The organism is Tsukamurella sp. USMM236 (genome assembly GCF_037148755.1).
Taxonomy (GTDB): domain Bacteria; phylum Actinomycetota; class Actinomycetes; order Mycobacteriales; family Mycobacteriaceae; genus Tsukamurella.
The window spans coordinates 72,513-97,492 of the sequence record NZ_JBBCSS010000008.1 but is presented as its reverse complement, the minus strand read 5'-3'; the positions used below and the strand labels follow the sequence as shown (position 1 = coordinate 97,492).

27 protein-coding genes are annotated in these 24,980 nt (G+C 70.6%); 18 read left to right on the top strand and 9 right to left on the bottom strand.

Annotation, left to right across the window (positions count from 1 at the left end; all coding sequences use genetic code 11):
- Positions 1-140: 140 nt before the first annotated feature.
- The 4 genes from WFK95_RS21500 to WFK95_RS21485 all read right to left on the bottom strand — a co-directional run bounded on the left by WFK95_RS21500 (position 141) and on the right by WFK95_RS21485 (position 3,502).
- Positions 141-698, bottom strand: a complete 558-nt coding sequence (locus tag WFK95_RS21500) for an NUDIX hydrolase (RefSeq protein WP_224646051.1) — start codon at positions 696-698, stop codon at positions 141-143.
- 4 nt (positions 699-702) lie between these two features.
- Positions 703-2,112, bottom strand: coding sequence for a coenzyme F420-0:L-glutamate ligase (locus WFK95_RS21495; protein WP_336671906.1), 1,410 nt, complete (start codon positions 2,110-2,112; stop codon positions 703-705).
- Positions 2,109-3,134: a 2-phospho-L-lactate transferase gene (cofD, locus tag WFK95_RS21490; protein WP_336671905.1), complete on the bottom strand. Its 1,026-nt coding sequence runs from the start codon at positions 3,132-3,134 to the stop codon at positions 2,109-2,111. The genes WFK95_RS21495 and cofD overlap by 4 nt, the downstream gene beginning before the upstream one ends.
- 200 nt (positions 3,135-3,334) lie before the next feature.
- Positions 3,335-3,502, bottom strand: a complete 168-nt coding sequence (locus tag WFK95_RS21485) for a hypothetical protein (RefSeq protein WP_224646136.1) — start codon at positions 3,500-3,502, stop codon at positions 3,335-3,337.
- On the opposite strand from WFK95_RS21485, the gene WFK95_RS21480 reads away from it, so the two are divergent.
- On the top strand, positions 3,485-3,811 hold the full coding sequence (locus WFK95_RS21480) for a WhiB family transcriptional regulator (RefSeq protein ID WP_068524587.1): 327 nt from the start codon (positions 3,485-3,487) through the stop codon (positions 3,809-3,811). The genes WFK95_RS21485 and WFK95_RS21480 overlap by 18 nt on opposite strands.
- A gap of 28 nt (positions 3,812-3,839) precedes the next feature.
- Here the strand turns inward: WFK95_RS21480 and WFK95_RS21475 are convergent, their stop codons facing one another.
- Positions 3,840-4,340 (bottom strand): metallopeptidase family protein, encoded by a 501-nt coding sequence (locus WFK95_RS21475; protein WP_224646048.1) that lies wholly within the window; start codon positions 4,338-4,340, stop codon positions 3,840-3,842.
- 101 nt (positions 4,341-4,441) lie between these two features.
- Between WFK95_RS21475 and WFK95_RS21470 the strand changes: the two genes are divergently transcribed.
- The 4 genes from WFK95_RS21470 to manA all read left to right on the top strand — a co-directional run bounded on the left by WFK95_RS21470 (position 4,442) and on the right by manA (position 8,843).
- Complete coding sequence (locus tag WFK95_RS21470; protein ID WP_336671904.1) at positions 4,442-4,927, top strand: DUF3499 domain-containing protein; 486 nt, start codon at positions 4,442-4,444, stop codon at positions 4,925-4,927.
- A 128-nt stretch (positions 4,928-5,055) separates the two neighbouring features.
- The gene (locus WFK95_RS21465) at positions 5,056-6,426 is read left to right on the top strand and encodes a phosphomannomutase/phosphoglucomutase (RefSeq protein WP_224646046.1); all 1,371 of its coding nucleotides are present in this window, start codon (positions 5,056-5,058) and stop codon (positions 6,424-6,426) included.
- A 69-nt stretch (positions 6,427-6,495) separates the two neighbouring features.
- Complete coding sequence (locus WFK95_RS21460; RefSeq protein ID WP_336671903.1) at positions 6,496-7,602, top strand: tobH protein; 1,107 nt, start codon at positions 6,496-6,498, stop codon at positions 7,600-7,602.
- Positions 7,602-8,843 (top strand): mannose-6-phosphate isomerase, class I, encoded by a 1,242-nt coding sequence (gene manA, locus WFK95_RS21455; protein ID WP_224646129.1) that lies wholly within the window; start codon positions 7,602-7,604, stop codon positions 8,841-8,843. Before WFK95_RS21460 ends, manA begins: the two co-directional genes overlap by 1 nt.
- A gap of 12 nt (positions 8,844-8,855) precedes the next feature.
- Here manA and WFK95_RS21450 read toward each other — a convergent pair whose 3' ends face one another.
- Positions 8,856-9,059 carry a hypothetical protein gene (locus WFK95_RS21450; protein ID WP_224646044.1) on the bottom strand — a complete coding sequence of 68 codons (204 nt, stop codon included), beginning with the start codon at positions 9,057-9,059 and terminating at the stop codon, positions 8,856-8,858.
- A gap of 192 nt (positions 9,060-9,251) precedes the next feature.
- On the opposite strand from WFK95_RS21450, the gene WFK95_RS21445 reads away from it, so the two are divergent.
- The 5 genes from WFK95_RS21445 (at position 9,252) to ahcY (ending at position 15,552) form a co-directional block, all read left to right on the top strand.
- Positions 9,252-9,380 (top strand): hypothetical protein, encoded by a 129-nt coding sequence (locus WFK95_RS21445; RefSeq protein WP_255603085.1) that lies wholly within the window; start codon positions 9,252-9,254, stop codon positions 9,378-9,380.
- Positions 9,381-9,393: 13 nt separating this feature from the next.
- Complete coding sequence (locus WFK95_RS21440; RefSeq protein WP_336671902.1) at positions 9,394-11,088, top strand: ABC transporter ATP-binding protein; 1,695 nt, start codon at positions 9,394-9,396, stop codon at positions 11,086-11,088.
- 89 nt (positions 11,089-11,177) lie between these two features.
- Positions 11,178-12,674 carry an amino acid permease gene (locus WFK95_RS21435; protein WP_336671901.1) on the top strand — a complete coding sequence of 499 codons (1,497 nt, stop codon included), beginning with the start codon at positions 11,178-11,180 and terminating at the stop codon, positions 12,672-12,674.
- A 142-nt stretch (positions 12,675-12,816) separates the two neighbouring features.
- Positions 12,817-13,953, top strand: coding sequence for an SMI1/KNR4 family protein (locus tag WFK95_RS21430; RefSeq protein ID WP_336671900.1), 1,137 nt, complete (start codon positions 12,817-12,819; stop codon positions 13,951-13,953).
- Between the two features lie 132 nt (positions 13,954-14,085).
- On the top strand, positions 14,086-15,552 hold the full coding sequence (gene ahcY / locus WFK95_RS21425) for an adenosylhomocysteinase (protein WP_336671899.1): 1,467 nt from the start codon (positions 14,086-14,088) through the stop codon (positions 15,550-15,552).
- 3 nt (positions 15,553-15,555) lie between these two features.
- Here the strand turns inward: ahcY and WFK95_RS21420 are convergent, their stop codons facing one another.
- Genes WFK95_RS21420 through WFK95_RS21410 form a run of 3 tightly spaced genes read right to left on the bottom strand, consistent with a single transcriptional unit; the run spans position 15,556 to position 18,108 of the window.
- Positions 15,556-16,308 (bottom strand): Rv0361 family membrane protein, encoded by a 753-nt coding sequence (locus WFK95_RS21420; protein ID WP_336671898.1) that lies wholly within the window; start codon positions 16,306-16,308, stop codon positions 15,556-15,558.
- On the bottom strand, positions 16,295-16,822 hold the full coding sequence (locus tag WFK95_RS21415; RefSeq protein WP_224651347.1) for a DUF1003 domain-containing protein: 528 nt from the start codon (positions 16,820-16,822) through the stop codon (positions 16,295-16,297). Before WFK95_RS21415 ends, WFK95_RS21420 begins: the two co-directional genes overlap by 14 nt.
- A complete protein-coding gene (locus tag WFK95_RS21410) occupies positions 16,819-18,108 on the bottom strand; it encodes a magnesium transporter MgtE N-terminal domain-containing protein (protein WP_336671897.1) in 1,290 nt (429 codons plus the stop codon). The genes WFK95_RS21415 and WFK95_RS21410 overlap by 4 nt, the downstream gene beginning before the upstream one ends.
- Before the next feature lie 51 nt (positions 18,109-18,159).
- Here WFK95_RS21410 and WFK95_RS21405 point away from each other — a divergent pair, with 51 nt between their 5' ends.
- The 8 genes from WFK95_RS21405 (at position 18,160) to WFK95_RS21370 (ending at position 24,961) form a co-directional block, all read left to right on the top strand.
- Positions 18,160-18,681, top strand: a complete 522-nt coding sequence (locus WFK95_RS21405) for a general stress protein (RefSeq protein WP_224651328.1) — start codon at positions 18,160-18,162, stop codon at positions 18,679-18,681.
- 91 nt (positions 18,682-18,772) lie between these two features.
- Entirely contained in the window at positions 18,773-19,306 is a 534-nt protein-coding gene (locus tag WFK95_RS21400) for a hypothetical protein (protein ID WP_336671896.1), read from the top strand.
- Positions 19,303-19,599, top strand: a complete 297-nt coding sequence (locus WFK95_RS21395; protein ID WP_336671895.1) for a transcriptional regulator — start codon at positions 19,303-19,305, stop codon at positions 19,597-19,599. Before WFK95_RS21400 ends, WFK95_RS21395 begins: the two co-directional genes overlap by 4 nt.
- A gap of 175 nt (positions 19,600-19,774) precedes the next feature.
- Positions 19,775-20,776, top strand: a complete 1,002-nt coding sequence (locus tag WFK95_RS21390) for an AurF N-oxygenase family protein (RefSeq protein ID WP_336671894.1) — start codon at positions 19,775-19,777, stop codon at positions 20,774-20,776.
- Between the two features lie 74 nt (positions 20,777-20,850).
- The gene (locus WFK95_RS21385; protein ID WP_336671893.1) at positions 20,851-21,612 is read left to right on the top strand and encodes a TetR/AcrR family transcriptional regulator; all 762 of its coding nucleotides are present in this window, start codon (positions 20,851-20,853) and stop codon (positions 21,610-21,612) included.
- Between the two features lie 202 nt (positions 21,613-21,814).
- Positions 21,815-23,176: an extracellular solute-binding protein gene (locus tag WFK95_RS21380; RefSeq protein WP_336671892.1), complete on the top strand. Its 1,362-nt coding sequence runs from the start codon at positions 21,815-21,817 to the stop codon at positions 23,174-23,176.
- Positions 23,173-24,114, top strand: a complete 942-nt coding sequence (locus WFK95_RS21375; RefSeq protein WP_336671891.1) for a carbohydrate ABC transporter permease — start codon at positions 23,173-23,175, stop codon at positions 24,112-24,114. Before WFK95_RS21380 ends, WFK95_RS21375 begins: the two co-directional genes overlap by 4 nt.
- Positions 24,115-24,127: 13 nt before the next feature.
- The gene (locus WFK95_RS21370; protein ID WP_336671890.1) at positions 24,128-24,961 is read left to right on the top strand and encodes a carbohydrate ABC transporter permease; all 834 of its coding nucleotides are present in this window, start codon (positions 24,128-24,130) and stop codon (positions 24,959-24,961) included.
- Positions 24,962-24,980 lie beyond the last annotated feature (19 nt).

Sequence of the window (24,980 nt, the reverse complement as noted above, 5' to 3'; positions counted from 1 at the left end):
ACGGATTGTTCGGAGCGTACGGATTGATAGATGTGGGCGCAATACCTCTCAGAAAAGTCGCAGCTGATGGGTTTCGGTGGCGCGGGCGTCCTTGCGTCGATCGAGCGGCCCCGCTCGCGCGCCCCCAACGAGCCCTGCGGTCAGTCCCGGGCGAGGGCGGCGCGCACCTGGTGGGCGACGGTCGTGTGCTCCGCCGACTCGGGGAGGGCGTCGACGGGCCACCAGCGCAGGTCGTTCGACTCGTCGCTGATGGCGAGCTCCGGGGTGCCTGCGCCCACGGCGAAAGCGCGGAAGCGCAGGTCCAGGTGGCGGGTCGGGACGCCGAGCGAGCACCGGATCGGGTGGGTGTGCAGCGTGAGCAGGTCGGCGTCGAGGACGAGATCGGCGAGGCCGGACTCCTCGTGCCCCTCGCGCAGCGCGGCGGACGCCACCGTCGAATCGGTGTCCTCGCAGTGCCCGCCCAGCTGCAACCACTCGCCGACCCGGGGGTGGTGCGTGAGCACCACGTGGGTGCGGGCCTCGTTGAGGATGACCACCGACGCCGTGATGTGGCCGGGCACGTTCGCGCGGGCGCAGGCGTTCGGCTGGGCATCCAGGAACGCGAGCACCGTGTGGCGCAGGGCGTCGTCGCCATCGGTGCGGGCGTCGAACCGCGCGAGGACGTCGATCGCGGAGGCGTGCAGGGAGGCGAAAGTCACTCGGCTACCGCCCTTCCCGTGAGTCGGGCTCCGCGGCGCGCGCGCTGGGCCCGACCTCGATGAGCATCTCGCCCGGCGGGAGCGGCGGCCGGGGCGAGGCCAGTACGGACGGATCCGCCGGGTAGCCGACGGCGATCGCGCCCGCGGGGCGGTAGTCGCCGGGCAGTCCCAGTACCTCGCGCACGGTGTCGGCGGCGAAGATCGTCGATCCCACCCAGCAACTGCCGATCCCGCGCACGGCCAGCGCCACCAGGAGCGACTGCACGGCGGCGCCGACCGCAACGGTGAACATCGTCTCCTCGGCGGCGGTGCGCCGGGCGTCGGGGTAGGCGTGGGCGCCGTCGGGCACCATGAACGGCAGGATCAGCTCCGGGGCGTCGTAGAGCAGCTGCCCGCGGCGCACCCGCTTCGCCACGGAGTCGGGCGTGCGCCCGTCACCGTCGAGGTCCGTCGCCCACTGCGCCTTCATGGCGTCCAGCAGCGCCGTACGCCGCTCCGCGTCCCGCACCCACACGAACCGCACGGGATGCGTGTGGTGCGGCGCAGGGGCCGTCAGAGCCTCCGCCACGGCGTCGCGCACGTCGTCGGCCGGCACCGGCTCGTCGGCGAAGGCCCGGACGGAGCGTCGCACCAGCAGCGCCTGGCGGCGCGCGAGCTCGACGCCGGTGTGGAACAGGTCGTCCTCGCCCGGGCGCACGAGGCCGCGGGCGGTCGCGAGGGGCGAATCCGCCTCGGGCGCACGGACCGCGAAGCCGCGCACCACCGCGACGGGGACGCCGCCCAGCTTCCCCTTGACCAGGTCCGCGGCGGCGGCCAGCTCGTCGGCGACGGCGATCTCGGTGACCACCAGGTCGTTGCCGTAGGCGTCGACCGCGCCCGCGTAGCCGTGCAGCACCTCCATGCCCGCGGCGCCGATCGCGGCGTCCGTCTGGCCGTTGCGCCAGGCGCGGCCCATGGTGTCGGTGACCAGCACGGCCACGTCGACGCCGAGGCGCTCGCGCAGGCCTGCGCGCACGGCGGACGCGCTGCCGTCGGGGTCCTCGGGCAGCAGGGCGACGGTGTCGGAGGCCACGTTCGAGGCGTCCACGCCCGACGCCGCCTGGACGATGCCGAGCCTGTTCTCGGTGATCCAGGTGCGGCCCTTGGTCGCCAGGACGCGCACCGACTCCTCGGCGATGAGGCGACGCCGGAAGGCGTCCCGCTCCTCGGGGTCCGACGGCGCGTCGAGCACCCGGCCCTCGGCCTTCGAGAAGACCTTCGAGGTGATCACCACGACGTCGCCGTCCGCGAGCCACGGTGCGGCGTCGGCGAGCAGCGCCGCCACGTCGTCACCGGGCGTCACCTCGGGCACGCCGAGGACGGGGAGGATCTCCAAGGACGCGGCGCCGTGGTCGCGCTCGGGGCGGGAGCTCACAGGCCCACCAGCTCGAGGCCGGCGTCGATCATGGCCGCGGTGGCCTGCGGCGAGCTCATGAGCAGCGGCACCGCCGCGACGGGCAGGCCGTCGATCGCGACGCCCGCGTCCTCCTCCGAGACGAGCCAGCCGTCGAGGATGCCGTTGCTGCTGCGGGCGCCGAAGTGCTCGCCGATCGCCTGGGCGCTGGTCTCGATGCCGAGCACGTCCAGGCAGCGATCGGCCATGCCGCGCAGCGGCGCGCCGCCGATCACGGGGGAGACGCCGACGACCCGGGCCTTCGTGGTGCGCAGCGCGGCGCGGATCCCGCCGACGGACAGGATCGCGCCGATCGACACGACCGGGTTCGACGGGGCGAGGAAGACGACGTCGGCGTCCTCGATGGCGGCGATCGCGGCCCGCGACGCCTGCGCCTTGCCGGAGCCGCTGCCGTCCGCGCCACCCACCTGGGCGAAGCCGAAGGTCTCGATGTCGGCGCGGTACCGCACCCACCACTCCTGGAAGTGGATGGCCTTCTTCGCGCCGTCGGCGGAATCGGGGTCGGCGACCACCACGTGCGTCTCGTGCCGGCCGTCGGTGGCGGGCAGCAGCCGGACGCCCGGCTGCCAGCGGTTGCACAGCGCCGCCGTGACGTCCGTGAGGGGGTATCCCGAGGAGAGCATCTGGGTGCGGATCAGGTGAGTGGCGAGGTCGCGGTCGCCGAGGCCGAACCAGTCCGGATCGGCGCCGTACTTCGCGAGCTCCTCCTTGGCGTGCCAGGTCTCGTTGCGGTGGCCCCAGCCGCGCTCGGTGTCGATACCGCCACCCAGGGTGTACATGCAGGTGTCGAGGTCGGGACAGATCCGCACGCCGTGCATCCACGCGTCGTCGCCCACGTTCACCACTGCGGTCACGGAGTCGCCGACGGCGCCGGCGGGGGCCGGTCCGTCCTTCTCCGGGAACGGCGTCACCCCGAAGCGCTCGCGTGCGCCCTCGAGGAACCGCGCACCGCCGACACCGCCCACCAGCACCGTCACCTTCACTCCTCCGAGGGTAGTGGTCGCCCGGCGGAGGCTCTCGGGACGGGTCGAGGTGCTCGAGGAGGTCGCGCGGACGCCCTCTTTCCTGGCATGATCGAAGGCACGACGGGCCCGGGTGGTGCGTCGGCGAGCGCGTGTGAAATATGACGCGGATCACATCTCAACCACGTGTCGAGGGCTCGCATTCGGGCATCCAGGTGGTATTAGCTAATTTCCCGGTTCAGCTTGACGTGGCAGCTTTGCACGTGTGTAATCACAACCGTGTCATTCAGTGCGGCGATCTCTTCGCCGGCGCGGGGCATGCAGACAGAAAATCCATCGAACACCACGAAAGCAACGAGGGAGGCGGGCCGATGACGATCGACGCTCATCGTGAACCGTTCGGAAGCTTCTCCGGTGGGTCCAGCCGCGCGCACTTGAGTGTCGTGCCCGCGGGTTTCGAGGAACTCTACGAGGCCGTCGAGGATCAGTGGCAGGACCGCGCACTGTGCTCGCAGACGGATCCCGAGGCGTTCTTCCCCGAGAAGGGCGGCTCCACTCGCGAGGCCAAGCGCATCTGCCTGGGCTGCGAGGTCCGCAACGAGTGCCTCGAGTACGCCCTCCAGAAGGACGAGCGATTCGGCATCTGGGGCGGCCTGTCCGAGCGTGAGCGCCGGAAGCTCAAGCGCGGCATCATCTGACCGCTCGTCGAGCCCCGGCCGCTGCTGTTCAGAGCGCGTCCGGGCCGGCGAGCAGAGTCTCCTCGGTCACGCCGAGGTAATCGCTGATCTGATGCACGAGGATCGCGAGGATCTCATCGAGTAGATCCGCCTCCGTCTTCGCGCGACGCTGCAGCGGGCGGCGGAACAGGATCAGCCGCGCCCGCGTGCGATTGCCGCGGCGGTCGATGCCCGCGGGCACCATGCGCGCCAACGGGATCGGGCCGTCCGCCTCCACCTCCGCGGGCCACGACACCGCGTCCGGATCGTGCGGCAGGATGCCGGGAACGTCGTCGACCGCGATGTCCAGGTCGGACAGCTTGTCGTGCCACAGCGAGTCGATCTCCGCGAAGGCGTCGAGCACCACCTCGTCGAAACCCTGCGCCCGCGTCCGGTGTGCCGGGAGATCGCGGGGCACCAGCGGCCCGCGCAGCCCGTGGCCGCGCCGGTCCCGCGACACACGGCGCCGCATCCGCGCGCCGCCCTCGGGCGTCCTTCTCCTGCTTCTCATCGTGTTCTCAGTCTAGGTGGAACGGCCCGAGACGGCCGCCGCGCGGCCCCGTCCGGTGTGTCGGAAGCGCGCCGCCAGAGCCAGGGGTTAACCTTCTTGCTGTGAACCCCGTCCGTCAGTGCTGCCGCCCCGGCTGCAGGAACATCGCCGTGGCGACGCTGACGTTCGACTACCGCCAGTCGATCGCGGTGTTGGGCCCCCTGGGGACCACCAGCGAACCCCATTCCTGGGACCTCTGCGAGTTCCACGCCACCCGCATGACCGCGCCGCGCGGCTGGGAGATGCTCCGCAACCTGCCCGCGTACAGCGCGGCCTCCGTCGGCAACGCCGCCCTCGACGACGACCTGACCGCGCTGGCCGACACGGTCCACGAACGCGCCACCCGGGACCAGGGGCGCCACGCCCCCGAACCCGCCGACGGACCCCTGCGCTCCCTCCCGCCGATCGGTGCCATGCGCCCCGTCCACGACGGCCTCGGTGGGCCCCAGGTCACGCCCTCGGCCCAGCCTGGGGGATCGGCGCCCAAGCGCGCCGCCCGGCCCGGTCGCCGCGGCCACCTGCGGGTGCTGCCCGACCCCGTCGACTGAGAGTCGCCCGAGAAGCCGTCACGTCCCCCGCGCCGAATGCCGGTCCGCGCCCTGATTGCCGATAGGGTGGGGCGTCCGCACGGAGCCCGCCGGGTTTCCGCATGCCGTTTCACAGGAGGTCGTCGAGCGTGGTTCGAGCGCTGGAGTCGGTGCAGGCTGTCATCAAGGCGTACGACGTGCGCGGCCTGGTCGGGGAGCAGATCGACGAGGCCTTCGTCCGCGACGTGGGCGCCGCGTTCGGCGCGCTGATCCGCGGCGAGGGCGCGACCGACGCCGTCGTGGGCCACGACATGCGCGACTCGTCGCCGTCGCTGTCCGCGGCCTTCGCCGAGGGCGTGACCGCGCAGGGCGTGAACGTCACCCTCATCGGCCTCGCCTCCACCGACGAGCTGTACTTCGCCTCCGGCCTGCTCGACTGCCCGGGCGCGATGTTCACCGCCTCGCACAACCCCGCCGCCTACAACGGCATCAAGCTGTGCCGCGCCGGCGCCAAGCCCGTCGGGCAGGAGACCGGGCTGAAGCAGATCACCCAGCAGGTGGCCGACGGCGTCCCGTCGTACGACGGTGCCGCGGGCCGCGTGTCCGAGCGGGACGTGCTCGACGAGTACGGCGACTACCTCCGGAAGCTCGTCGACCTGTCCGGCTCGCGCGCGCTGCGCGTCGCCGTCGACGCCGGCAACGGCATGGGCGGCTTCACCGTGCCCTCGGTGCTCGGCCCCGTCGACGCGCTCGACGTGCGGCCCCTGTTCTTCGAGCTGGACGGCACCTTCCCGAACCACGAGGCCAACCCGCTGGACCCGAAGAACCTCGTCGACCTGCAGAAGTTCGTCGTCGAGCAGGGCGCCGACATCGGTCTCGCGTTCGATGGCGACGCCGACCGCTGCTTCGTCGTCGACGAGAAGGGCGAGCCGGTCTCGCCGTCGGCCGTGACGGCCCTCGTCGCCGAGCGCGAACTCGCGAAGAACCCGGGCGCCACCGTGATCCACAACCTGATCACGTCCAAGGCGGTGCCGGAGATCATCGTCGAGAACGGCGGCACCCCCGTCCGTACCCGCGTCGGCCACTCCTTCATCAAAGCGCAGATGGCCGAGACGGGCGCCGTCTTCGGCGGCGAGCACTCCGCGCACTACTACTTCCGCGAGTTCTGGGGCGCCGACTCCGGGATGCTGGCGGCGATGCACGTGCTGGCCGCGCTCGGCGAGCAGAGCAAGCCCTTGTCGGAGCTGATGGGCGTCTACGACCGGTACGCCGCGTCGGGCGAGATCAACTCGACGGTGGCGGACCAGGGCGAGCGCACGCGTGCCGTACTCGATGCTTTCGCAGACGAAATCCAGAGCACCGATGAACTGGACGGCGTGACGGTACAGTTGGATTCGGGCGCCTGGTTCAACCTGCGCGCTTCCAACACCGAGCCGCTGCTCCGGCTGAACGTCGAGGCGGCGACCACGGACGAGGTGCGCGCGCTGACCGAGCGGATCCTGGCGATCGTACGTGCCTGATCGCGCGATGTGCCCCGGCGGTCGGAACGGTGCCGACGGGACGCGGCGCCGATGGGACGGGAGGAAGCCGTGACCGAGATTGCCGATCTCGATGATCCGGCGGGTCTGATCGCGGCCGACGTGGGCGGTCATCTGCGCGCCGCCGCACTCGCGGGCGCGCAGGCGCGCGCCGTCGCCACCGCCGTCGACGAGGGCGCGCTCGCCCAGCTCGACGGCCTCACGCCGCGCGCCGTCGTCGTGGTCTGCGGCGCGGGCCCCGCGGCCGCCGCAGCGGGTTTCGTCGAGGCCCTCACCGCCGGCCGGTTCGACGTCCCGCTCGTCCGCTCCACCGAGCTGCCGCCCTGGGTGGGCGCGCTCGACGTGGTCGTCGTCTGCGGGTTCGACGCGGGCGATCTCGTGCTCGCCCGGGCCGTCGCCACCGCCGCGCGCCGCGGCGCCGTCGTCGTGGTCGCCGTCCCGATGGAGGGCCCCGTCGCCGAGGCGGCCGCGGGCCGCGCCGTCGACCTCTCGCCCCGCCTGCGGGTGCCGGAGCGCTTCGGCTTCGTCGGCGTCGCCGCCGCGCTGCTCGCCGTCCTCGGTCGCCTCGCGGGCACCGACCGCGGCGACGCTCCCGGGGAGGGCTTCCTGCACACGCTCGCCGAGACCCTCGACGACGAGGCCGTGCGCGGCGCGCCGGACCGCGACGTCGAGTCCAATCCCGCGAAACGCCTCGCCGCCCGGATGACGGGCCGGCGGGTCGCGCTCACCGCCGACACCGCGCCGGGCCTCGCCGTCGCCGAACACGCGGCGTCGCAGGCGCTCACGCTCGGCGGCCAGGTCGTCGCGGCGGTCGGCCTCGCCGACGTCGAGCTGGCCACGCCCGAGTTGGCGGCCGCGCCGTCCGGCGGGGCGCTGGAGACGGGCGCGGCGGTGGATCCGCTGTTCCACGACCCGTTCCTCGACGGCCCGGCGGCGCAGACGCCGTTGCGGGTCCTGATCCTGACCACGGAGCAGCGCGCGCCGCTGGTGGAGGCGCGGCTGCGCGCCCTGCCCGACGTGGAATCGCTGCCCGTCGACGAGGGTGCGGAGCGCGCGCCGGAGACGACGGGGCCGCGCGCCGACGCGCTGGATCTCCTGGCGCTGGCGGTACGGTTCGATCTCGCGTCGGTCTACCGGCGCCTGACGGGGGAGGCGTGATGCAGCGGATCGAGGGAGTCATCCGGCCGTACGCCTGGGGCTCGCGGACGGTCCTGGCGACGATGCAGGGACGGCACGTGCCGTCCAACCATCCCGAGGCCGAGCTGTGGTTCGGCGCGCACCCCGCGGACCCTGCCAAGCTGTACGACGCCGCCGACACCGCGTCGGACGGCGATCTGCTGTCCGCGATCGGCGCCGACCTCGACGGCCAGCTCGGCTCCGCCTGCCGCGGCGAGTTCGGCGACCGCCTGCCCTACCTGGTCAAGGTGCTCGCGGCCGACGAGCCGCTCTCGCTGCAGGCCCATCCCTCGCGGGAGCAGGCCGAGGAGGGCTTCGCCCGGGAGAACGCCGCGGGGATCCCGCTCGACGCCCCCGAGCGGAACTACCGCGACGCCGCGCACAAGCCCGAGGTCGTCATCGCGCTGAGCCGGTTCGAGGCGCTCGCCGGCTTCCGCGACCCGGCGGTCACCGTCGAACTGCTGCGCGTGCTGGCGGTCCCGGAGCTGGACAGCTACCTGGGCCTGCTCGCCGGGCAGCCGGATTCGCAGGGGCTGCGCGCGCTGGTCACCACCTGGATCACGCTGCCGCAGCCCGCGCTGGCGGTGCTGGTGCCCGCGGTCCTAGCGGGCTGCGTGCGCTACCTGGAGAGCGGCGCCGAGCAGTTCAAGGGCGAGGCGCAGTTGGCGTTGACCCTGGGGGAGCGCTACCCGGACGACGCCGGGGTGCTGGCGGCGCTGCTGCTCAACCGGATCGTGCTCGATCCCGGGCAGGCGCTGTACCTCTCGGCGGGCAATCTGCACGCCTACGTGAGCGGCGCGGCCGTCGAGGTAATGGCGAACTCCGACAACGTGCTGCGCGGCGGCCTCACGCCCAAGCACGTCGACGTGCCGGAGCTGCTGCGGGTGCTGGACTTCACGCCCCGGGCACCGTCGGACCTGGCGCCCCGCACGGCGACGGTCGGCCCGGAGGTCGTTTTCTCGACGCCCGCGCCGGAGTTCCGGGTCTCGCGCGTGCGGCTGGACGGGACCGCGCTCAAGCGCGCCGCGTCGGTGGAGCTGGACGCACGCGGCCCGCAGCTGCTGGTGGTCACCGAGGGAACGGTGACGGTGCGCAGTGCGGGCCGGGCGATCGACGTGCCGGCGGGCAGCGGCCTGTGGATGGCCGCGTCCGATCCGGGCGTCGTGGTGACGGCCCACTCACCGGCGGCGGAGTTCTTCCGCACCCTGGTGGGCGGGCACTAGGTCACCGACGGATCAGACGCCGCCGAGGTTCTCGTAGAACGTCTCGGGGATGTCGAAGGTCTGCATGTCACCTACGGCGACGGCCGTCGGCTGCGCCTTGCTGAGCACGGCGAGCGGCTTGCCGTCGCGCGTGAGCAGCACGTCGTCCCCGCCCTCGACGATGTTGAGGAGCTGGGCGACCGTCTGGTCGGTGGTGTGCGCGAAAGTCTTGGTCATAGGCCCGACGGTAAGTGTTACTTGCCGGTACGCCAACAGTTTTCGCCTACCAACGAGTAACACTCGTCGGTAACTTCGGCGCTCCCATGGGACTGCCAGCCGCGCGGCAGAGTCCGCCCAGGCGGAGCCGCGAGAGTGGTCCTTGCAACGGAAAGAACGGCCGACGAGGCCACGACGCAAGGAGATGAACACATGGCAGCACCGGGACAGGGCAACGGTCAGGGACAGCGACCGGGACAGCCGAAGCCGCAGCAGCCCCAGCGCCGCCGCGTGCGTCGCTGGAACCCGCAGGCCCGCCGCTGGGACTGGGTCTGGCAGTGACCCGAGGAGTCCGATGACGTCCACGGACATGCTGCGGCTGCTGTGGGCCCACACGCCGGGCCACCGACGATCCCTCGTCGGTGGCCTGGCGCTGTTGGTCGCGGCGGCCCTGGTCGAGGTGGCGTCGGTGCTGGTCATGGCCGACGTTCTCACCGCGGTCCTCGGCTCCGCCTCGCTCGTGGGCGCCGCACGCGGGGTCGCCGCCTGGATCGGCGCGACCCTCCTGGGTGCGCTGTTGACCTACGCCGGCACCCTCGCGACCTGCCGCGCCGCCGAGGGCACCGTCCTCGCCCTCCGCGACGAGGTGCTCGCCCGCGTCCTGCGGCTGCCGATGGACGAGGTGCACCGCCTCTCCACCGGCGACGTCGTGGTCCGGCTGACCGAGGACGTCGTGGTGCTCGAGACCGCGCTGTCGGTCTCGGTGGTGCAGGCCGTGGTCGCGGTACTGACGACCGGCGGGTTGGTCGCGGTGGCGTGGTGGCTGAGCTGGCAGCTCACGGTGATCGCGCTGGTCGCGGTGCCGGTTCTGACCGGGCTGGCGCGCGCCTTCCGCGGCGCGCAGGAGCGGGCGACCGCGCGGGAGCGGGCGGCCCACTCCGCGCTCGGGACGGTGATCGCGGAGGTGACCGGCACCGTCGAGCTCGCGCGCCTGCACGGCATGGAGGACGCGGAGGCGGCCGAGGTCCACCGGCGGGGTGCGGCGCTCTTCCGCGCGCGGATGCGCGAGGCGCGGGTGCACGCCACCTTCGGTGGGGTGCTCGGCTCGGCGCAGGCGCTCACGCTGATCGCCGTCTCCGTCGCGGGCGTCGCGCTCGTGCGCACGGGGAACCTCACCTACGGCGCGCTGATCGCGCTCACCGGCTACCTCGGCTACCTCTATCCCCGGGTGCAGGACGTCGCCGAGAGCCGGCTCGCCCTCGTCGGCGCGCGCATCAGCGCCGAACGCCTCGTCGAGCTGGCGGGGCCGCTCGGTCGGCCGGTTCGGAGTCTCGGGGTCGACGGTGCCTTGTCCGGGCCTGTCGATGACACCCGCCCCGACGGGACGCGGCTGGTGCCGACCGGCGTGCCGGTGCGGGTGACCGGGCTCCGCGCGCGGCGCGGCGACTTCGTGCTCGAGTGCCCCGAGTTCACGGCCGAGCCCGGCGTCCTCACCGCCGTGACGGGCCCGTCCGGCTCGGGCAAGTCGACGCTCGCGCACGTGCTCGCGGGACTGACGGCGGCCGAGGGCACCGTCGAACTGGGGGAGCGGGCGGGGCCGAGCGGACCGGAGTCGCGTGAGCTGGTGACCCTCGTGCCGCAGCGCGCCGTGATCCGCACCGGAACCCTGGCGTCGAACATCGCCTACGGCAGCGGGGCCGATCCGTGCGTCGCGGGCGAGCTCGCGGGCGCCGACGAGTTCGTGAGGCGGCTGCCCGACGGCTACGCGACGCCGACCTCACTGGGCGGGGAGCAGTTCTCGGGCGGGCAACGGCAACGGATCGCGCTCGCCCGCGGCCTGGGACGGCTCACGCCGGTGCTGATCCTCGACGAACCGAGCACGGGGTTGGACAGGGCCAACACCGAACGCCTGGCGGGTGTGCTGCGGTCGATCGCGGTGCGCCGCACCGTCATCGTGATCACGCACGATCCGCTGCTCCGCGCCGCCGCGGACCGGCGGTACCGGGTCGTGGACGGTCGGGTGTCGGCGGAGGTGGGTGCAGACGCCTGAAATGCCCCGCTGCGGTGCCGCAGTGGTGTTTGATGAGTCGTCACACACCCGAGACGACTCAACACACCCGAGACGACACAGGAGCACGCATGGCCAACCCACTGCTGCGCACCAAATCGGTGGAACAATCGATCGCCGACACCGAGGTGGTCGGCACCCGGCTCAAGAAGCAGCTGACCGCATGGGACCTCACGATCTTCGGTGTCGCCGTGGTCGTCGGTGCCGGCATCTTCACCATCGGCGCCTCGACGGCAGGTGACTACTCGGGCCCGGCGGTGTCGGTGTCGTTCATCATCGCCGCGATCGCGTGCGGCCTCGCCGCGCTCTGCTACGCCGAGTTCGCGTCGACGGTGCCCGTGGCGGGTTCGGCGTACACGTTCTCCTACGCCACTTTCGGCGAGTTCGTCGCGTGGATCATCGGCTGGGACCTGGTGCTGGAGTTCTCCATCGCCGCCGCGGCGGTCGCGAGCGGCTGGTCGAGCTACCTCGGCACGGTCTTCGGCACCGGGCCGGCGGCGGTCGAGATCGCAGGGCACACGATCGACTGGGGCGCCATGCTCATCGTCGGAGTCCTGACGGTGCTGCTCACCTTCGGTGCGAAGGTCTCCTCGCGCGTGTCCGCCGTCATCACCGCGATCAAGGTCGCCGTGGTGCTGCTGGTCATCGTGGTCGGCGCCTTCTACATCAAGGGCTCGAACTACTCGCCGTTCGTCCCCGAGTCCGTACCCGGCGAGAAGTCCGGCGTCACCCTGGACTCCACGCTGTTCCAGGCGATCTTCGGCAGCGGCTCGTCGTACGGCTGGTTCGGCGTGCTCGCAGGCGCGGGCATCGTGTTCTTCGCGTTCATCGGCTTCGACATCGTGGCGACCTCCGCCGAGGAGACCGTGAAGCCGCAGCGCGACGTGCCGCGCGGCATCCTGGGCTCGCTCGCGATCGTCACCGTCCTGTACATCGCGGTCACCGTGGTCGTCACGGGCATGGCGAGCTACAAGGACCTAGCCACCAGCGCCGGCGACGGCGGCGAGAAGAACCTGGCCTACGCCTTCTCGCTCAACGGCGTGGACTGGGCCGCGACGATCATCTCGATCGGCGCGCTCGCGGGCCTGACCACCGTGGTCATGGTGCTGCTCATGGGCCAGAACCGCGTGCTCTTCGCCATGGCCCGCGACGGCCTGCTGCCGCGTCAGCTGGCCAAGACCTCCGACCGCGGCGTGCCGGTGCGGATCTCGATCGGCGTCGGCGTCGTCGTCGCGTTCCTGGCCGGGATCTTCCCGCTCAAGGAACTGACCATGCTGATCAACATCGGCACCCTCTTCGCCTTCGTCCTGGTGTCCATCGGCGTCGTCGTGCTGCGCAAGCAGCGTCCGGACCTCAAGCGCGGCTTCACCGCTCCGCTGGTGCCGCTGGTCCCGATCCTCTCCGTCCTCGCCTGCGGCTGGCTGATGTTCAACCTGACCCTCGAGACCTGGGTCCGGTTCCTGATCTGGATGGCACTCGGCGTGGTCGTCTACTTCGTGTACTCGAAGAACCACTCCATCCTCGGCAAGCGCGAGCGCGGCGAGGTCATCGAGTCGCTGGCCGACTGATCGAAGCGTCCCCACACACGGAACCGCGGCCGGAGCACCTGCTCCCGCCGCGGTTCTGCGTTTCGCGGGGGCGTCGGAGGGGTGCCGGACAGCGCTCTCGGATTCCGTCCGCTGCGGACAGGCGTGGGCTATATTCAGAATCGTGAACACCGACGTGGGGGTAGCACGCTGGCGGGAGCTGATCGACGCCTTCCTGGAGCAGCGGGAGCGTCTGATCCGGATCCACCCCGACCTGTACGAGATGTCGCAGCCGAATCCCGGAGCAACCGAGGAGCAATTGCTTGCTGCTGAGGCGCGCCTGGGGCACCGTATCCCCGCGCAGTACCGCGAGTTCCTCGCCGTCGCGGACGGGTGGAGCGAGTGGAACAGCGACGTCAGCCTGCTCTCGTGCGCGGAGATCGGCCATGGCACGATCAGCGAAACGGAGGGATTGGGAATCCGGCTGGCCGAGGGCGACGTCCTCGTGAACTGGTCGACCGACGTCGACTGGATTCGGATCGCCGACAGTGAGGGAACCTACTGGGAGACTTTTCTGCTGCACCGTGACAGTCAGGGCTACCGGGCCGGGCAGCTCATGATGACGCCCCACGGCGACCACTTCTACGAGTCCTTCGAGCAGTACCTCGTCGAGGAGCTGGCGGACCTGACGACGATGCTCGACGGGGAGGAGCTCGGGCCGCACGGCAAGTACTGGGGAAGGGACCTCCGGCTCGACCCGCCGACGATGCAGCAGATCGTCGAAAGGCTTGCTGCCCTCCGCGTCGAGTTCGCCGAGCTCTGTAGTGACCCCGCCCCCGGATCGCCGAACCCCGGCGCGGCACCGTCGGACATCGCCGCGCTCGAAGGGCACCTGGGCCGCCCGTTGCACCGGGAGCACCGCGAGCTCCTGGAGGTCGCCGACGGATGGCCGGGCAACCCCCGCATCCTGAGCTGCGCGGAGATCATCGCCGGTGACGCATGGGCCGAGACGCTGGCGGCGCGCGACCGGCACAACGACTGGCAGGCAGCGGACTTCGCGAGATGCGGTGTCTCCACGTGGCAGAAGCCCGGTCCGGCGGCAGACGCCGCCGACACCGTTTCGGTGACGCCGTTCGCGACGCAAGTCATCGCGGTGTGGGGGATCGACACCGACGATGGCAGTGTCCTCGACGTGCTCGCGTACGTGGAGGACGTCGCGCGCGGCTACAAGCGGTCGTACGGCACAGTGCGCGAACACCTGTTGTCGCAGATCGACGGGCTGTGTCAGCAGATCGAATCATGGCGGCGGACGTTCAGGTAGTCGTCGCTCGGGGAATCGGCGGATAACGGCGTGGCGCCGGGCATATCCGTTCCCACTCGGGAATCGGCCGATTTCGCGATCGCAATAAGGGCGACGGCGACGTCCGGCACCAGGAGCGATAGCCTGTAGCGCGTGACTTCTACGCTGACCGCCGTTACGGCGAACGGAATCGACTTCAAGGTCGCCGACCTCTCCCTCGCGGAGGCGGGCCGCAAGCAGCTGAGCCTCGCCGAGCATGAGATGCCGGGCCTGATGGCGCTGCGTCGCGAGTACGCCGACGTCAAGCCGCTCAAGGGCGCGCGGATCTCGGGCTCGCTGCACATGACGGTGCAGACCGCGGTGCTCATCGAGACCCTCGTGGACCTCGGCGCCGAGGTGCGCTGGGCCTCCTGCAACATCTTCTCCACCCAGGACGAGGCCGCCGCGGCCGTCGTCGTGGGCCCGCACGGCACCGTCGAGGCGCCGCAGGGCGTGCCGGTCTTCGCCTGGAAGGGCGAGACCCTCGAGGAGTACTGGTGGGCCGCCGAGCAGATGCTCACCTGGCCGAACGAGCCCGCCAACATGATCCTCGACGACGGCGGCGACGCCACCATGCTCGTGCTGCGCGGCGCGCAGTTCGAGGCCGCGGGCGTCGTCCCGCCCACCGACGAGGACGCCGACAGCCACGAGTACCAGGTCTTCCTGGCCCTGCTGCGCGAGTCGCTGGCCAAGGACGCCACCAAGTGGTCGAAGATCGCCGCGTCGGTCAAGGGCGTCACCGAGGAGACCACCACCGGCGTGCTGCGCCTGTACCAGTTCGCCGCCGCCGGCGAGCTGGCCTTCCCGGCGATCAACGTCAACGACTCGGTCACCAAGAGCAAGTTCGACAACAAGTACGGCACCCGCCACTCGCTGATCGACGGCATCAACCGCGGCACCGACGTGCTGATCGGTGGCAAGAAGGTCCTCATCACCGGCTACGGCGACGTGGGCAAGGGCTGCGCCGAGTCGCTCGCGGGCCAGGGCGCGCGCGTCCAGGTCACCGAGATCGATCCCATCAACGCCCTGCAGGCGCTCATGGACGGCTTCGACGTGGTCACCGTCGAGGACGCGATCGGCGACGCCGACATCGTCATCACCTCGACGGGCAACAAGGACATCATCCTGCTCGAGCACATGAAGGCGATGAAGGATCACGCGATCCTCGGCAACATCGGCCACTTCGACAACGAGATCGACATGGCCGGCCTCGAGAAGTCGGGCGCCGTGCGCCTGAACATCAAGCCGCAGGTCGACCAGTGGACGTTCGGCGATTCCGGCAAGTCGATCGTCGTGCTCTCCGAGGGCCGACTGCTGAACCTGGGCAACGCGACCGGCCACCCGTCGTTCGTCATGTCCAACAGCTTCAGCAACCAGGTGATCGCGCAGATCGAGCTGTGGACCAAGCCCGACGAGTACGACAACGAGGTCTACCGCCTCCCCAAGCACCTCGACGAGAAGGTCGCGAAGATCCACGTCGAGGCCCTGGGCGGCACACTCACCAAGCTCACCAAGGAGCAGGCCGAGTACATCGGCGTCGACGTCGAGGGCCCGTACAAGCCCGAGCACTACCGCTACTGAGCGCTAGCGCACGCGCGACGAACTGATACACACCTTCCACCCTCCGGATTCCTTCCGGAGGGTGGTCGTGTCTGTGAGGGACCGGGAGACGACCGTCGACGAGCCCACCGGGGTCGACGTGACCTCGGCCTCCGCCTTGCCCGCGGCACCGTCGACCCGGACCTCCCCGACGACGACCTCCCAGCGCCCGTCCGGCCCGAGCAGCGTGTCGATCTCGGCGGCGAAGGTCTGCGAGGTGAACTGCGTCTGCAGCATCGCCACGTCCGCGGCGCAGCGGACGCCGATCAGCGCCGCCAGGTCCCGGTCGTTGAGGGTCTTGGTCTCGGCTGCGATGACGTTCCGAATCTGCTGCTCGTCGTCGGCGCCGCCGCGGTGGGACAGGATGTACCAGGTGGCGCCGAGGATGATCGCGATGATCAGCACGGTCGCGCCCAGCACGATCGCCAGGGACCGGTCCTTCGCCGGCGGCGGGCCCGTGGGCGCGCCCGGGACGTAGGGCGGCGAGCCCGGCACGTACGGCGGCCCGACGGTGCCCGGGCCGGCCGTCGCACTGCCCGACGGTGCGGGCGAGGCCTGCCCCGACGGTGCCGGGGTCCCCGTCACCGCGCGCCCCGTCAGGTAGGGCGTGCCCGCCGAGGAGACGGGCCCGCCCGTGCCGTACAGCTGCGGCGGACGCGGCGGCGCGATCCCCAGCCGCTGGTAGGTCTCCGGCGTGAGGACGGGATGCAGCAGCTCGCGCGGGTCAGTCGGGCGCATCCGCGCGCTCCTCGTCGACGTTGCGCGCGTGCTGCATCGACTGCAGCAGCGCGGTGAGCGCGTCCAGCTTCTCGTGCACCTCGTCGAGCTCGCGGCGCATGTAGTCGCGGCTCGCCGCCTCGCCGACGGCCAGGCGCACCGAGGCCAGCTCGCGGGCCAGGAACTCGGTGTCGGCCTTGGTCTGCGCGGCGCGCGTCCGGTCCTCGTCGAGCGAGACGCGGTCGCGGCTCTCCTGCCGGTTCTGCGCGAGCAGGATGAGCGGCGCGGCGTACGCGGCCTGCGTGGAGAAGGCCAGGTTGAGCAGGATGAACGGGTACGGGTCGAAGTGGAACGTGAACCACAGGACGTTGAGCAGGATCCAGATGATCACGATCACGGTCTGGATCGCGAGGTAGCGGCCGGTACCCAGGAAGCGGGCGACGCGCTCGGCGCCCTGGCCGATCATGTCGTCGCCGAGGTTCAGGTGGAAGCTGCGGCCCAGCCGCGGAGTGTCGAGGCGGGAGCGTTCCTTCATCCGGTGACCTCCTCAGTGCCGTCGTCCAGATCCTCGTCGCGCCAGTCCTCCGGCAGCAGGTGATCGAGCAGGTCGTCGACCGAGACCGCGCCCAACAGGTGGTTCTCCGTGTCGACGACGGGCCCGGTGACCAGGTTGTACGCCGCGAAGTACCGGGTCACCGCGCCCAGGGGATCGTCCGGCCCGAGGCGCGGCAGGTCGGTGTCGACGATTCCGCCCACCAGGTCGGCCGGGGGCTCGCGCAGCAGCTGCTGCAGGTGCACCGCGCCCAGGTAGCGCCCCGTCGGCGTCGCGGTGGGGGGGCGCACCACGAAGATCATGCTGGCCAGCGCCGGGGTGATGTCGGGGTTGCGGACCCGGGCCAGGGCCTCGGCCACCGTGGTCGACGGGGTGACCACGATCGGCTCCGGCGTCATCATGCCGCCCGCGGTGTAGGGGGAGAAGGTGAGCAGGCGGCGGACGGTGCCCGAGTCCTCGGGGTCCATCACCGCGAGCAGTTCCTCGCGCTGGGTGTCGGGCAGCTCGCCCAGGAGGTCGGCGGCGTCGTCGGGGTCCATGGCCTCGAGCACGTCGGCGGCGCGCGCCTTGGACAGGTGGGCGATCACCTCGGCCTGGTCGTCGTCGCCGAGCTCCTGGAGGACGTCGGCGAGCCGTTCGTCGTCGAAGGCGGCGGCGATGGACAGCCGGCGCTGCGTCGGCAGCTCGCGCAGGGCCTGCGCGACGTCGGTCGCGCGCATGTCCTCGAACACGGTCAGGGCTTCCGCGATGTCGTGGTCGGCGCCGGTGAGCGCGGTCGTGGTGAAGCCGGAGACGTGGGGGAGGTCCACCACCTGGACGCCGCCGCGCCGGTTCCAGCCCGTCGCGCGGATCTTCACGGCCAGGCGGTGCACCACCCAGTCGCGGGTGCGGGTCTGCTCGATCCCGACGTCGACCACGGTGGCGTCGGCACCGTCGTACGGCTCGCCCGGCTCCTCGATGCGGACCTTGGTGCCCAGGAGCTGGCCGAGGGCCAGCGCCTCGCCGGGGCGGATGTGCAGGCGGCGCAGGCTCACCGAGCCCGTGTTCAGGGTGACGGCGGCCGGTTCGATGCTGGTCACGCGCAGCATCGGCACGAAGATGCGGCGGCGGTTGGCGAGCTCCACGGCGAGTCCGAGGACACGCGGAGCCTTGCGGTCGGCGCGCAGACCGATCACCGCATCGCGGACGCGGCCGACGGATTCGCCGTCCGGGCCGACGACGGGCAAGCCGGACAGTCGCGCGACGAATACTCTGGAGACAGCCGACATGTACTTCAGGGTAGTTTCGTTCTACGCATCGCACGTGAGGGAGGGCGCCGAATGTCGCAACCGATACCCGGTCCCGGGTCGCCGAACCAGCCGGGAGGGCCCGCCGGACGGGGCCTGCCGACGCCGCCGAAGGGCTGGCCGATCGGCTCGTACAGCACCTACGCCGAGGCGCAGCGCGCCGTCGACTACCTCTCGGACGAGGAGTTCCCGGTCCAGAACGTGACCATCGTGGGCGTCGACCTGATGCAGGTCGAGCGGATCACCGGCCGCCTGACCTGGGGCCGCGTACTCAGCGCCGGCGCCGCCTCCGGCGCGTGGCTGGGCCTGTTCCTCGGCCTGCTCGTGGGCCTGTTCGTGGGCGGCGGCGACGCACTCGTGTCGACGGTGATCGCCGGCATCATCGGCGGCATCGTCTTCGGCCTGATCAGCGCGTCGGTGCCCTACTGGGCCTCGCGCGGCACGCGCGACTTCTCGTCGACGATGCAGCTCGTCGCCGGCCGGTACGACGTGCTGTGCGACCCCCAGGTCGCCGAGCGCGCCCGCGACATGCTGGCGCGCCTGAACATCCAGTAGCCCTCGTACTTCAGCGGGCGGCACCTGCACCGGACTGCGGCGCCGTCGGACTCCCGCTATCGCTCCTGCTTCTTCATACCGTTGCAACGCTATGAAGAAGCAGGAACGTTGTGAGAATCGCGAGCCGGTGGTCGATGAGCGGCGAGAATCGTTGCCGCTGTGGAAACGATCCGTTATCGTTTCCGACATGGAAACGAACTCGGAGAACGGTGGCACGCTCGCCGATGTCGAGGCCGCGGGGGTGGCCGGGCGTCGAGCGGCGCAGCCGTGGTGGTTGCTCGCGCTCGAGGTGCTCGTCGTCGCCGGCGTATGGGCGGTGGTCTTCGGTCGGGAGCCGACCCTTCGGAACATCGCCGTCGCCTTCGCGGTCTTCGCGGTGCCGGTCCTCGCCCTCAGGGTGATCGCCAAGCGGCGCGGACGCGCCGGAGCGTTCGCCTCGGGCTCGCGCGCCGCGGCCGTCTACTGGACGGGCTTCTTCGCGGCGATGATCGCCAGCATGCTGTCCACCGATGTTCTCGAGCCCGGGCGGCCGCTCACTTTCGCCGCGGTGTTCCTCCTGACGATCGCGGTGTACGGCGGTTGTCTCGTGGCGGCGGAGCGGATCGCCGTGCGGCCGTCGTCATGAGCGGAACGACGCACGGCCCGCCGGCCTTCGACGACCTCATCCACCCGCGGCAGCGGCTCATGATCTGTGCGGCCCTGGCACAGGCGCAGGAACTCCGGTTCGACCTGCTCGCGAAGGTGCTCGAGATGAGCGCCCCCACGCTGAGCAAGCATCTGGCGAAACTGGAGGAGGCTCAGTACGTCGCCTTCCGGCGTGACTCCGCGGACTCCCGGCGGCAGTGGGTCGAGTTCACGCCGACAGGGAAGTCCGCCTTCGCGCGCCACGTCGCGGCGCTGCGCGAGCTCACGACCTGACCCTGGCGCGCTGCGGCGCCCCGCGACGAGGCACGACCGATCGGGCCTGCCGGTGCGGGCAGCGCCCCGTCGACCTTGTTGACCTGCGACGACGGCGCGAATCTCCGCGAACTGTTTACCGGGTCACGAAGTCCTGCTAAATTCCGAAGTGATAGCGATCACAAGGAGGACTCTCATGGCGGACATCCTGGGGCGTGTGAGCCGGCGCGAGCTGGAGCAGGGCTACCGCGACGTGCTGGAGGACCTGTCGGAGGGATCGGTGCACCGTCGGTTCGACCCGTTCCTCGACATCGACTGGGACGCGCCGGAGCTGCAGCTCGATCCCAACGACCCGCGCTGGGTGCTGCCGCCGACGCTCGACTCGCTCGGCGCGACGCAGTGGTACCGCGACCTCCCGCTGGAGCGCCGCATCGAGATCGGGAAGTGGCGGATGGCCAACACCATCAAGGTGGGCGCCGCCTTCGAATCCATCCTGATCCGCGGAATGATGCAGTACATCATGAAGCTCCCGAACCAGTCGCCGGAGTTCCGGTACTCCCTCCACGAGATGACGGAGGAGTGCAACCACATCCAGATGTTCCAGGAGCTGGTCAACCGCGTCGACGTGGACGTCCCCGGCATGCGGAAGTGGTTCCGGCGGGCCTCGCCCATGATCGGCGTGCTCGGCGGCTACGCGCACGTGATCCTCTTCATGGGCATCCTGGGCGGCGAGGAGCCGATCGACCACTACCAGAAGGCGATCATGCGGCACGGCGGCCAGGTGCCGCCGCTCGTCCTGCGCACCATGGAGATCCACGTCGCCGAGGAGGCGCGGCACATCTCCTTCGCGCACGAGTTCCTGCACGCCCACCTGCGGGACATGACCAAGCGGCAGAAGCGGATCTGCGCGCTGGCCTTCCCGCTCGCGATGCGCTGGCTGGTGGGGGAGATCTTCACCCCGCCGAAGGAGTTCTTCGAGACGTTCGAGATCCCGCGCGAGGTCAAGCGCGAGGCCTTCTGGCGCGGCCCGACGGCGCGGGCCCTGCTCAACGACTACTTCGCCGAGATGCGTGCCCTCGCCGACGACTTGGGGCTCATGACGCCCGTCGGCAGGCTCATGTGGAAGCTGCTCAAGATCGACGGTCACAAGGCGCGCTACCGCGGCGAGCCCACGCGGCCCGCGCAGCTCGCCGCCTGAGGTCCACCGGGGCGGCCCACCGGTCTGCCCCGGTGGGCCCGGGACGCCGCCGGGCGGGCGTAACATCGCCCGGTATGGCGACGGCGCACGAGCCCGAGAGCGGGTACGAGTTGCGCTGGCGCGCCCACAATTCGCAGCGCCGCGACCTCATCCTGCGCGCGGCCGCCGAGCTCGTCGAGGAGTCGGAGCCCGGCGCCCCGATCCCGGTGCGGCGCATCGCCGAGCGCGCGGGGCTCGTGAAGTCCGTGGTGTACCGGCAGTTCAAGAGCAAGGACGATCTGGCCCGCGGGCTCCGCGGCTTCGTCGTCGACCAGTTCGCGGCCGAGCTCGAGGCCGATCTCGACGTCTCCGCCGGCTCGCTGCGGGAGATCCTGCGCCGCTCGATCGCCAGCGCCGCCACCTGGATGCAGGACAATCCGCGCCTCGTCGACCTGCTGCGCGCCGGCCCGACGGACGCCGCCGGCCCGGACGGCGTGCCCGTGGCGCCCGATGCCGTCGGCGAGCTCCGGCACCGCGTGGTCGCCCGGGCTGAGCAGACGATCGACGGCCTCGCCGCCCTCACCGGCCTGGATCCCGCCGCCTTCGCCGGCGTTCCCTTCGTGGTGTTCACCATGGTCGAGGGCACGCTCACCAGCTGGGTGCGGGGCGAGGCCGCCGTCCGCGGCCGCACGCGCGCGGAGGTGGTCGAATCGCTCACGGACATCACGTGGTTCGTGCTCGACGGTGCCGCCCGCACCCTGGGGGTGCACGTCGATCCGGACGCGGAGCTGACCATCTTCCTCGAGTCCCTGGCGCCCGGCGGCGCGGGCTCGGGACGGACATCCGGTGGCAGGTGAACGGCAGGTCCGGAAACAAACACAGGTAGATCCGTGCTCTCGCGCGTGAGTCTGGCACGATTATCCCGAATGTGGTTCACCTCACCGGTCGGGTCGACTAGCTTTTCGAATCGACGCTTCCGGTCGGTAGCGGGGATAGGAGCGGCGCGTGGCGGGCAGAACGAGTCGAACACGGAACGGCCTGCCGGCCAGGCTCGGCGCCGTGGGGTTGACGTCCGCCCTGGGCGCGACCCTGCTCGCCGGTTGTGGCACAGGGTCGAGCGGCACGGAGATCAGCGTGTACGTCGGCGCGGACAGCGCCGCGACCGTCCAGCGGGTGGCGGAGAAGTGCTCGACGTCCGAATACAAGGTGGTCGGCTACGGGCTGCCCAAGTCGGCCGACGACGCGCGGCTCCAGCTCGCGCGCCGGATCACCGGCGGCGACAAGTCGCTGGACGTGATGGCCCTCGACGTCACCTGGACGGCGGAGTTCGCACAGGCCGGGTGGGCGGTGAAGGTGCCGGACGACGTGGCGCAACGCACCGAGAAGCGGGTCCTCGCCGGTCCGCTGAAGACGGCCAAGTTCACCGACGAGTTGTACGGCGTCCCGGCGTGGACGAACACTCAGCTGCTCTGGTACCGCAAGGACATCCTGTCCCAGCTGACCGGCAAGCCCATCACGGCGCCACCGAAGTTCACATGGGCCCAACTGCTGGACTTCACCGGGCAGTCGCTCGCCAAGCGTGGCCCCGCGCAGATCGGCGTCACCGCAGCGCAGTACGAGGGTATGACGGTGTGGTTCAACTCGCTGCTGGAATCGGCCGGAGGCAAGGTCGTGGACGAGACCGGCAAGCGGGTGGTGCTCGGCGAGGGCAAGAACCGTGAGGCCGCCGTGCAAGCACTGCGGACGATGAAGGACGTGGCGACCGCCCCCGGGCACGATCCGAGCTTCACCCAGACGATGGAGACGGAGGTCCGCCTCGGCATGGAGCGCGGTGACGCGCTGTTCGAGGTGAACTGGCCGTTCGTCCTTTCCGCGATGCAGCAAAACTCGGCCGCCGGGACCGTGCCCTTCCTGCCCGAGATGACGCGCTTCGCCGACGTGGTCAAGAAGCCCACGAACGATCAGCTCAAGCAGATGAACGCGGTGATCCAGAAGAAGTTCGACTTCACGACGTATCCGCGGATCGCGCCCGGGGTGCCCGCGCGCCCCACGATCGGCGGCGCCAACTACGCCGTTTCGCCGACGTCGACGAAGAAGGACCTGGCCTGGAAGGCCATCGAGTGCATGACGAATGACGAGTCGGAGAAGGCCTACGGCCTCGACGCCGGCACGCCGCCCGTCCTGCCCTCGCTCTACGACGACCCGGAGTACCTGGCCGTGTACCCGATGGCGAAGCTCATCCGGGACCAGTTGCAGGAGAACACTTCCTCGGTGCGCCCGGTCACGCCCGTCTACCAGGCCATGTCCACGTTGCTGCAGGCGAAGCTGAGCCCGGTCGGATCGTGGGATCCGGGCTCCCTCGTCGACGAGTTGGTCACCGCCGCCACGAAGGCGATCGATCAGAAGGGGCTGGTCCCGTGACGACTGCGACGACGAACGGGGGCGCCGCGCCGGCACCCGCGGAGCAGAAGGCGGCGCTGTCCCAGGGGCAGCGCGAGGAACGCAAGCTGGGGCTGATGCTCATCGCTCCGGCGGCGCTCGTGATGCTGCTGGTAACGGCGTACCCCATCGTGTACGCGTTCTGGCTCAGCCTGCACAAGGCGTCCCTGGCGGCGCCGGGACAGGACGAATTCATCGGCCTGGGCAACTACGGCACGGTGCTGCAGGATTCGTACTGGTGGCAGGCGCTCGGGGTCACCTCGTTCATCACGGTGATCTCTGTGATCATCGAGTTCGCGTTGGGCCTGGCGATCGCGCTGGTGATGCACCGGACGATCGTGGGCCGGGGGATCGTGCGGACGGTGGTGCTGATCCCGTACGGCATCGTGACGGTGGCGGCGTCGTTCTCGTGGTTCTACGCGTGGACGCCGGGGACGGGCTATCTGGCGAACCTGTTGCCGGACGGCAGTGCGCCGTTGACGGAACAGATCCCGTCGCTGTTCATCATCATCCTGGCCGAGGTATGGAAGACCACGCCGTTCATGGCGCTGCTCCTTCTCTCCGGCCTGGCGCTGGTTCCGGATGACCTGCTCAAGGCGGCGGCGATGGACGGCGCCGGCCCGTGGACGCGGCTGACGAAGATCATCATCCCCCTGATGAAGCCCGCGATCCTCGTCGCGCTGCTGTTCCGCACGCTGGACGCCTTCCGCATCTTCGACAACATCTACGTCCTCACCAAGGGCGCCAACGGGACGGGCTCGGTGTCCATCCTCGGTTACGACAACCTGTTCAAGGCGTTCAACCTCGGTGTCGGTTCGGCGATCTCGGTGCTGATCTTCATCTGCGTGGCGATCATCGCGTTCATCTTCGTCAAGGCGTTCGGCACCGCAGTGCCGGGCTCCGACCAGGACCAGAGGTAAGGGGCGCTCGGCGATGGCAACGAGTACCGCAGGGCGCAAGGTCGCCTGGAGTGTTATCGACCTTCTGGTCGTCTGTTACGCGCTGATTCCCGTGTTGTGGATCGTCTCCTTGTCCCTGAAATCGCCGGCGACGGTGACGGACGGGAACTTCATCCCCAAGGGCGTGACGATGGAGAACTATTCGGCGATCTTCGAGGGCAGCGGGTTCGTGCGCCCGCTGATCAACTCCATCGGCGTGGCGTTGATCTCGACGGTGATCGCCGTGATCATCGGCATGTTCGCCGCGTACGCGGTGGCGCGGTTGAACTTCCCGGGTAAGAAGCTGTTCATCGGGGCGGCCCTGTTGATCGCGATGTTCCCGCAGATCTCGCTGATCACCCCGCTGTTCAACATCGAGCGGGCCGTCGGGTTGTTCGACACCTGGCCCGGCCTGATCCTGCCGAACGTGACGTTCGCGCTGCCGCTGTGCGTGTACACCTTGTCCGCGTTCTTCCGGGAGATCCCGTGGGAACTGGAGAAGGCCGCCAAGATGGACGGCGCCACCCCGGCGCAGGCGTTCCGTCAGGTGATCGCGCCGCTCGCGGTTCCCGGTGTGGTGACCGCGGCGATCCTGGTGTTCATTGCGGCCTGGAACGATCTGCTCTTCGGCGTGTCCCTGACCGCGACGGAGCGGTCGATCACCGCCCCGGTGGCGATCGTGAACTTCACGGGCAGTTCGCAGTTCGAGGAGCCCACCGGGTCGATCGCCGCGGCTGCGGTCATCATCACGATTCCCATCATCATCTTCGTCCTGATCTTCCAACGACGGATCGTCGCCGGACTGACCTCCGGTGCGGTCAAGGGCTGACGCCGGAAAGTATTCGAGG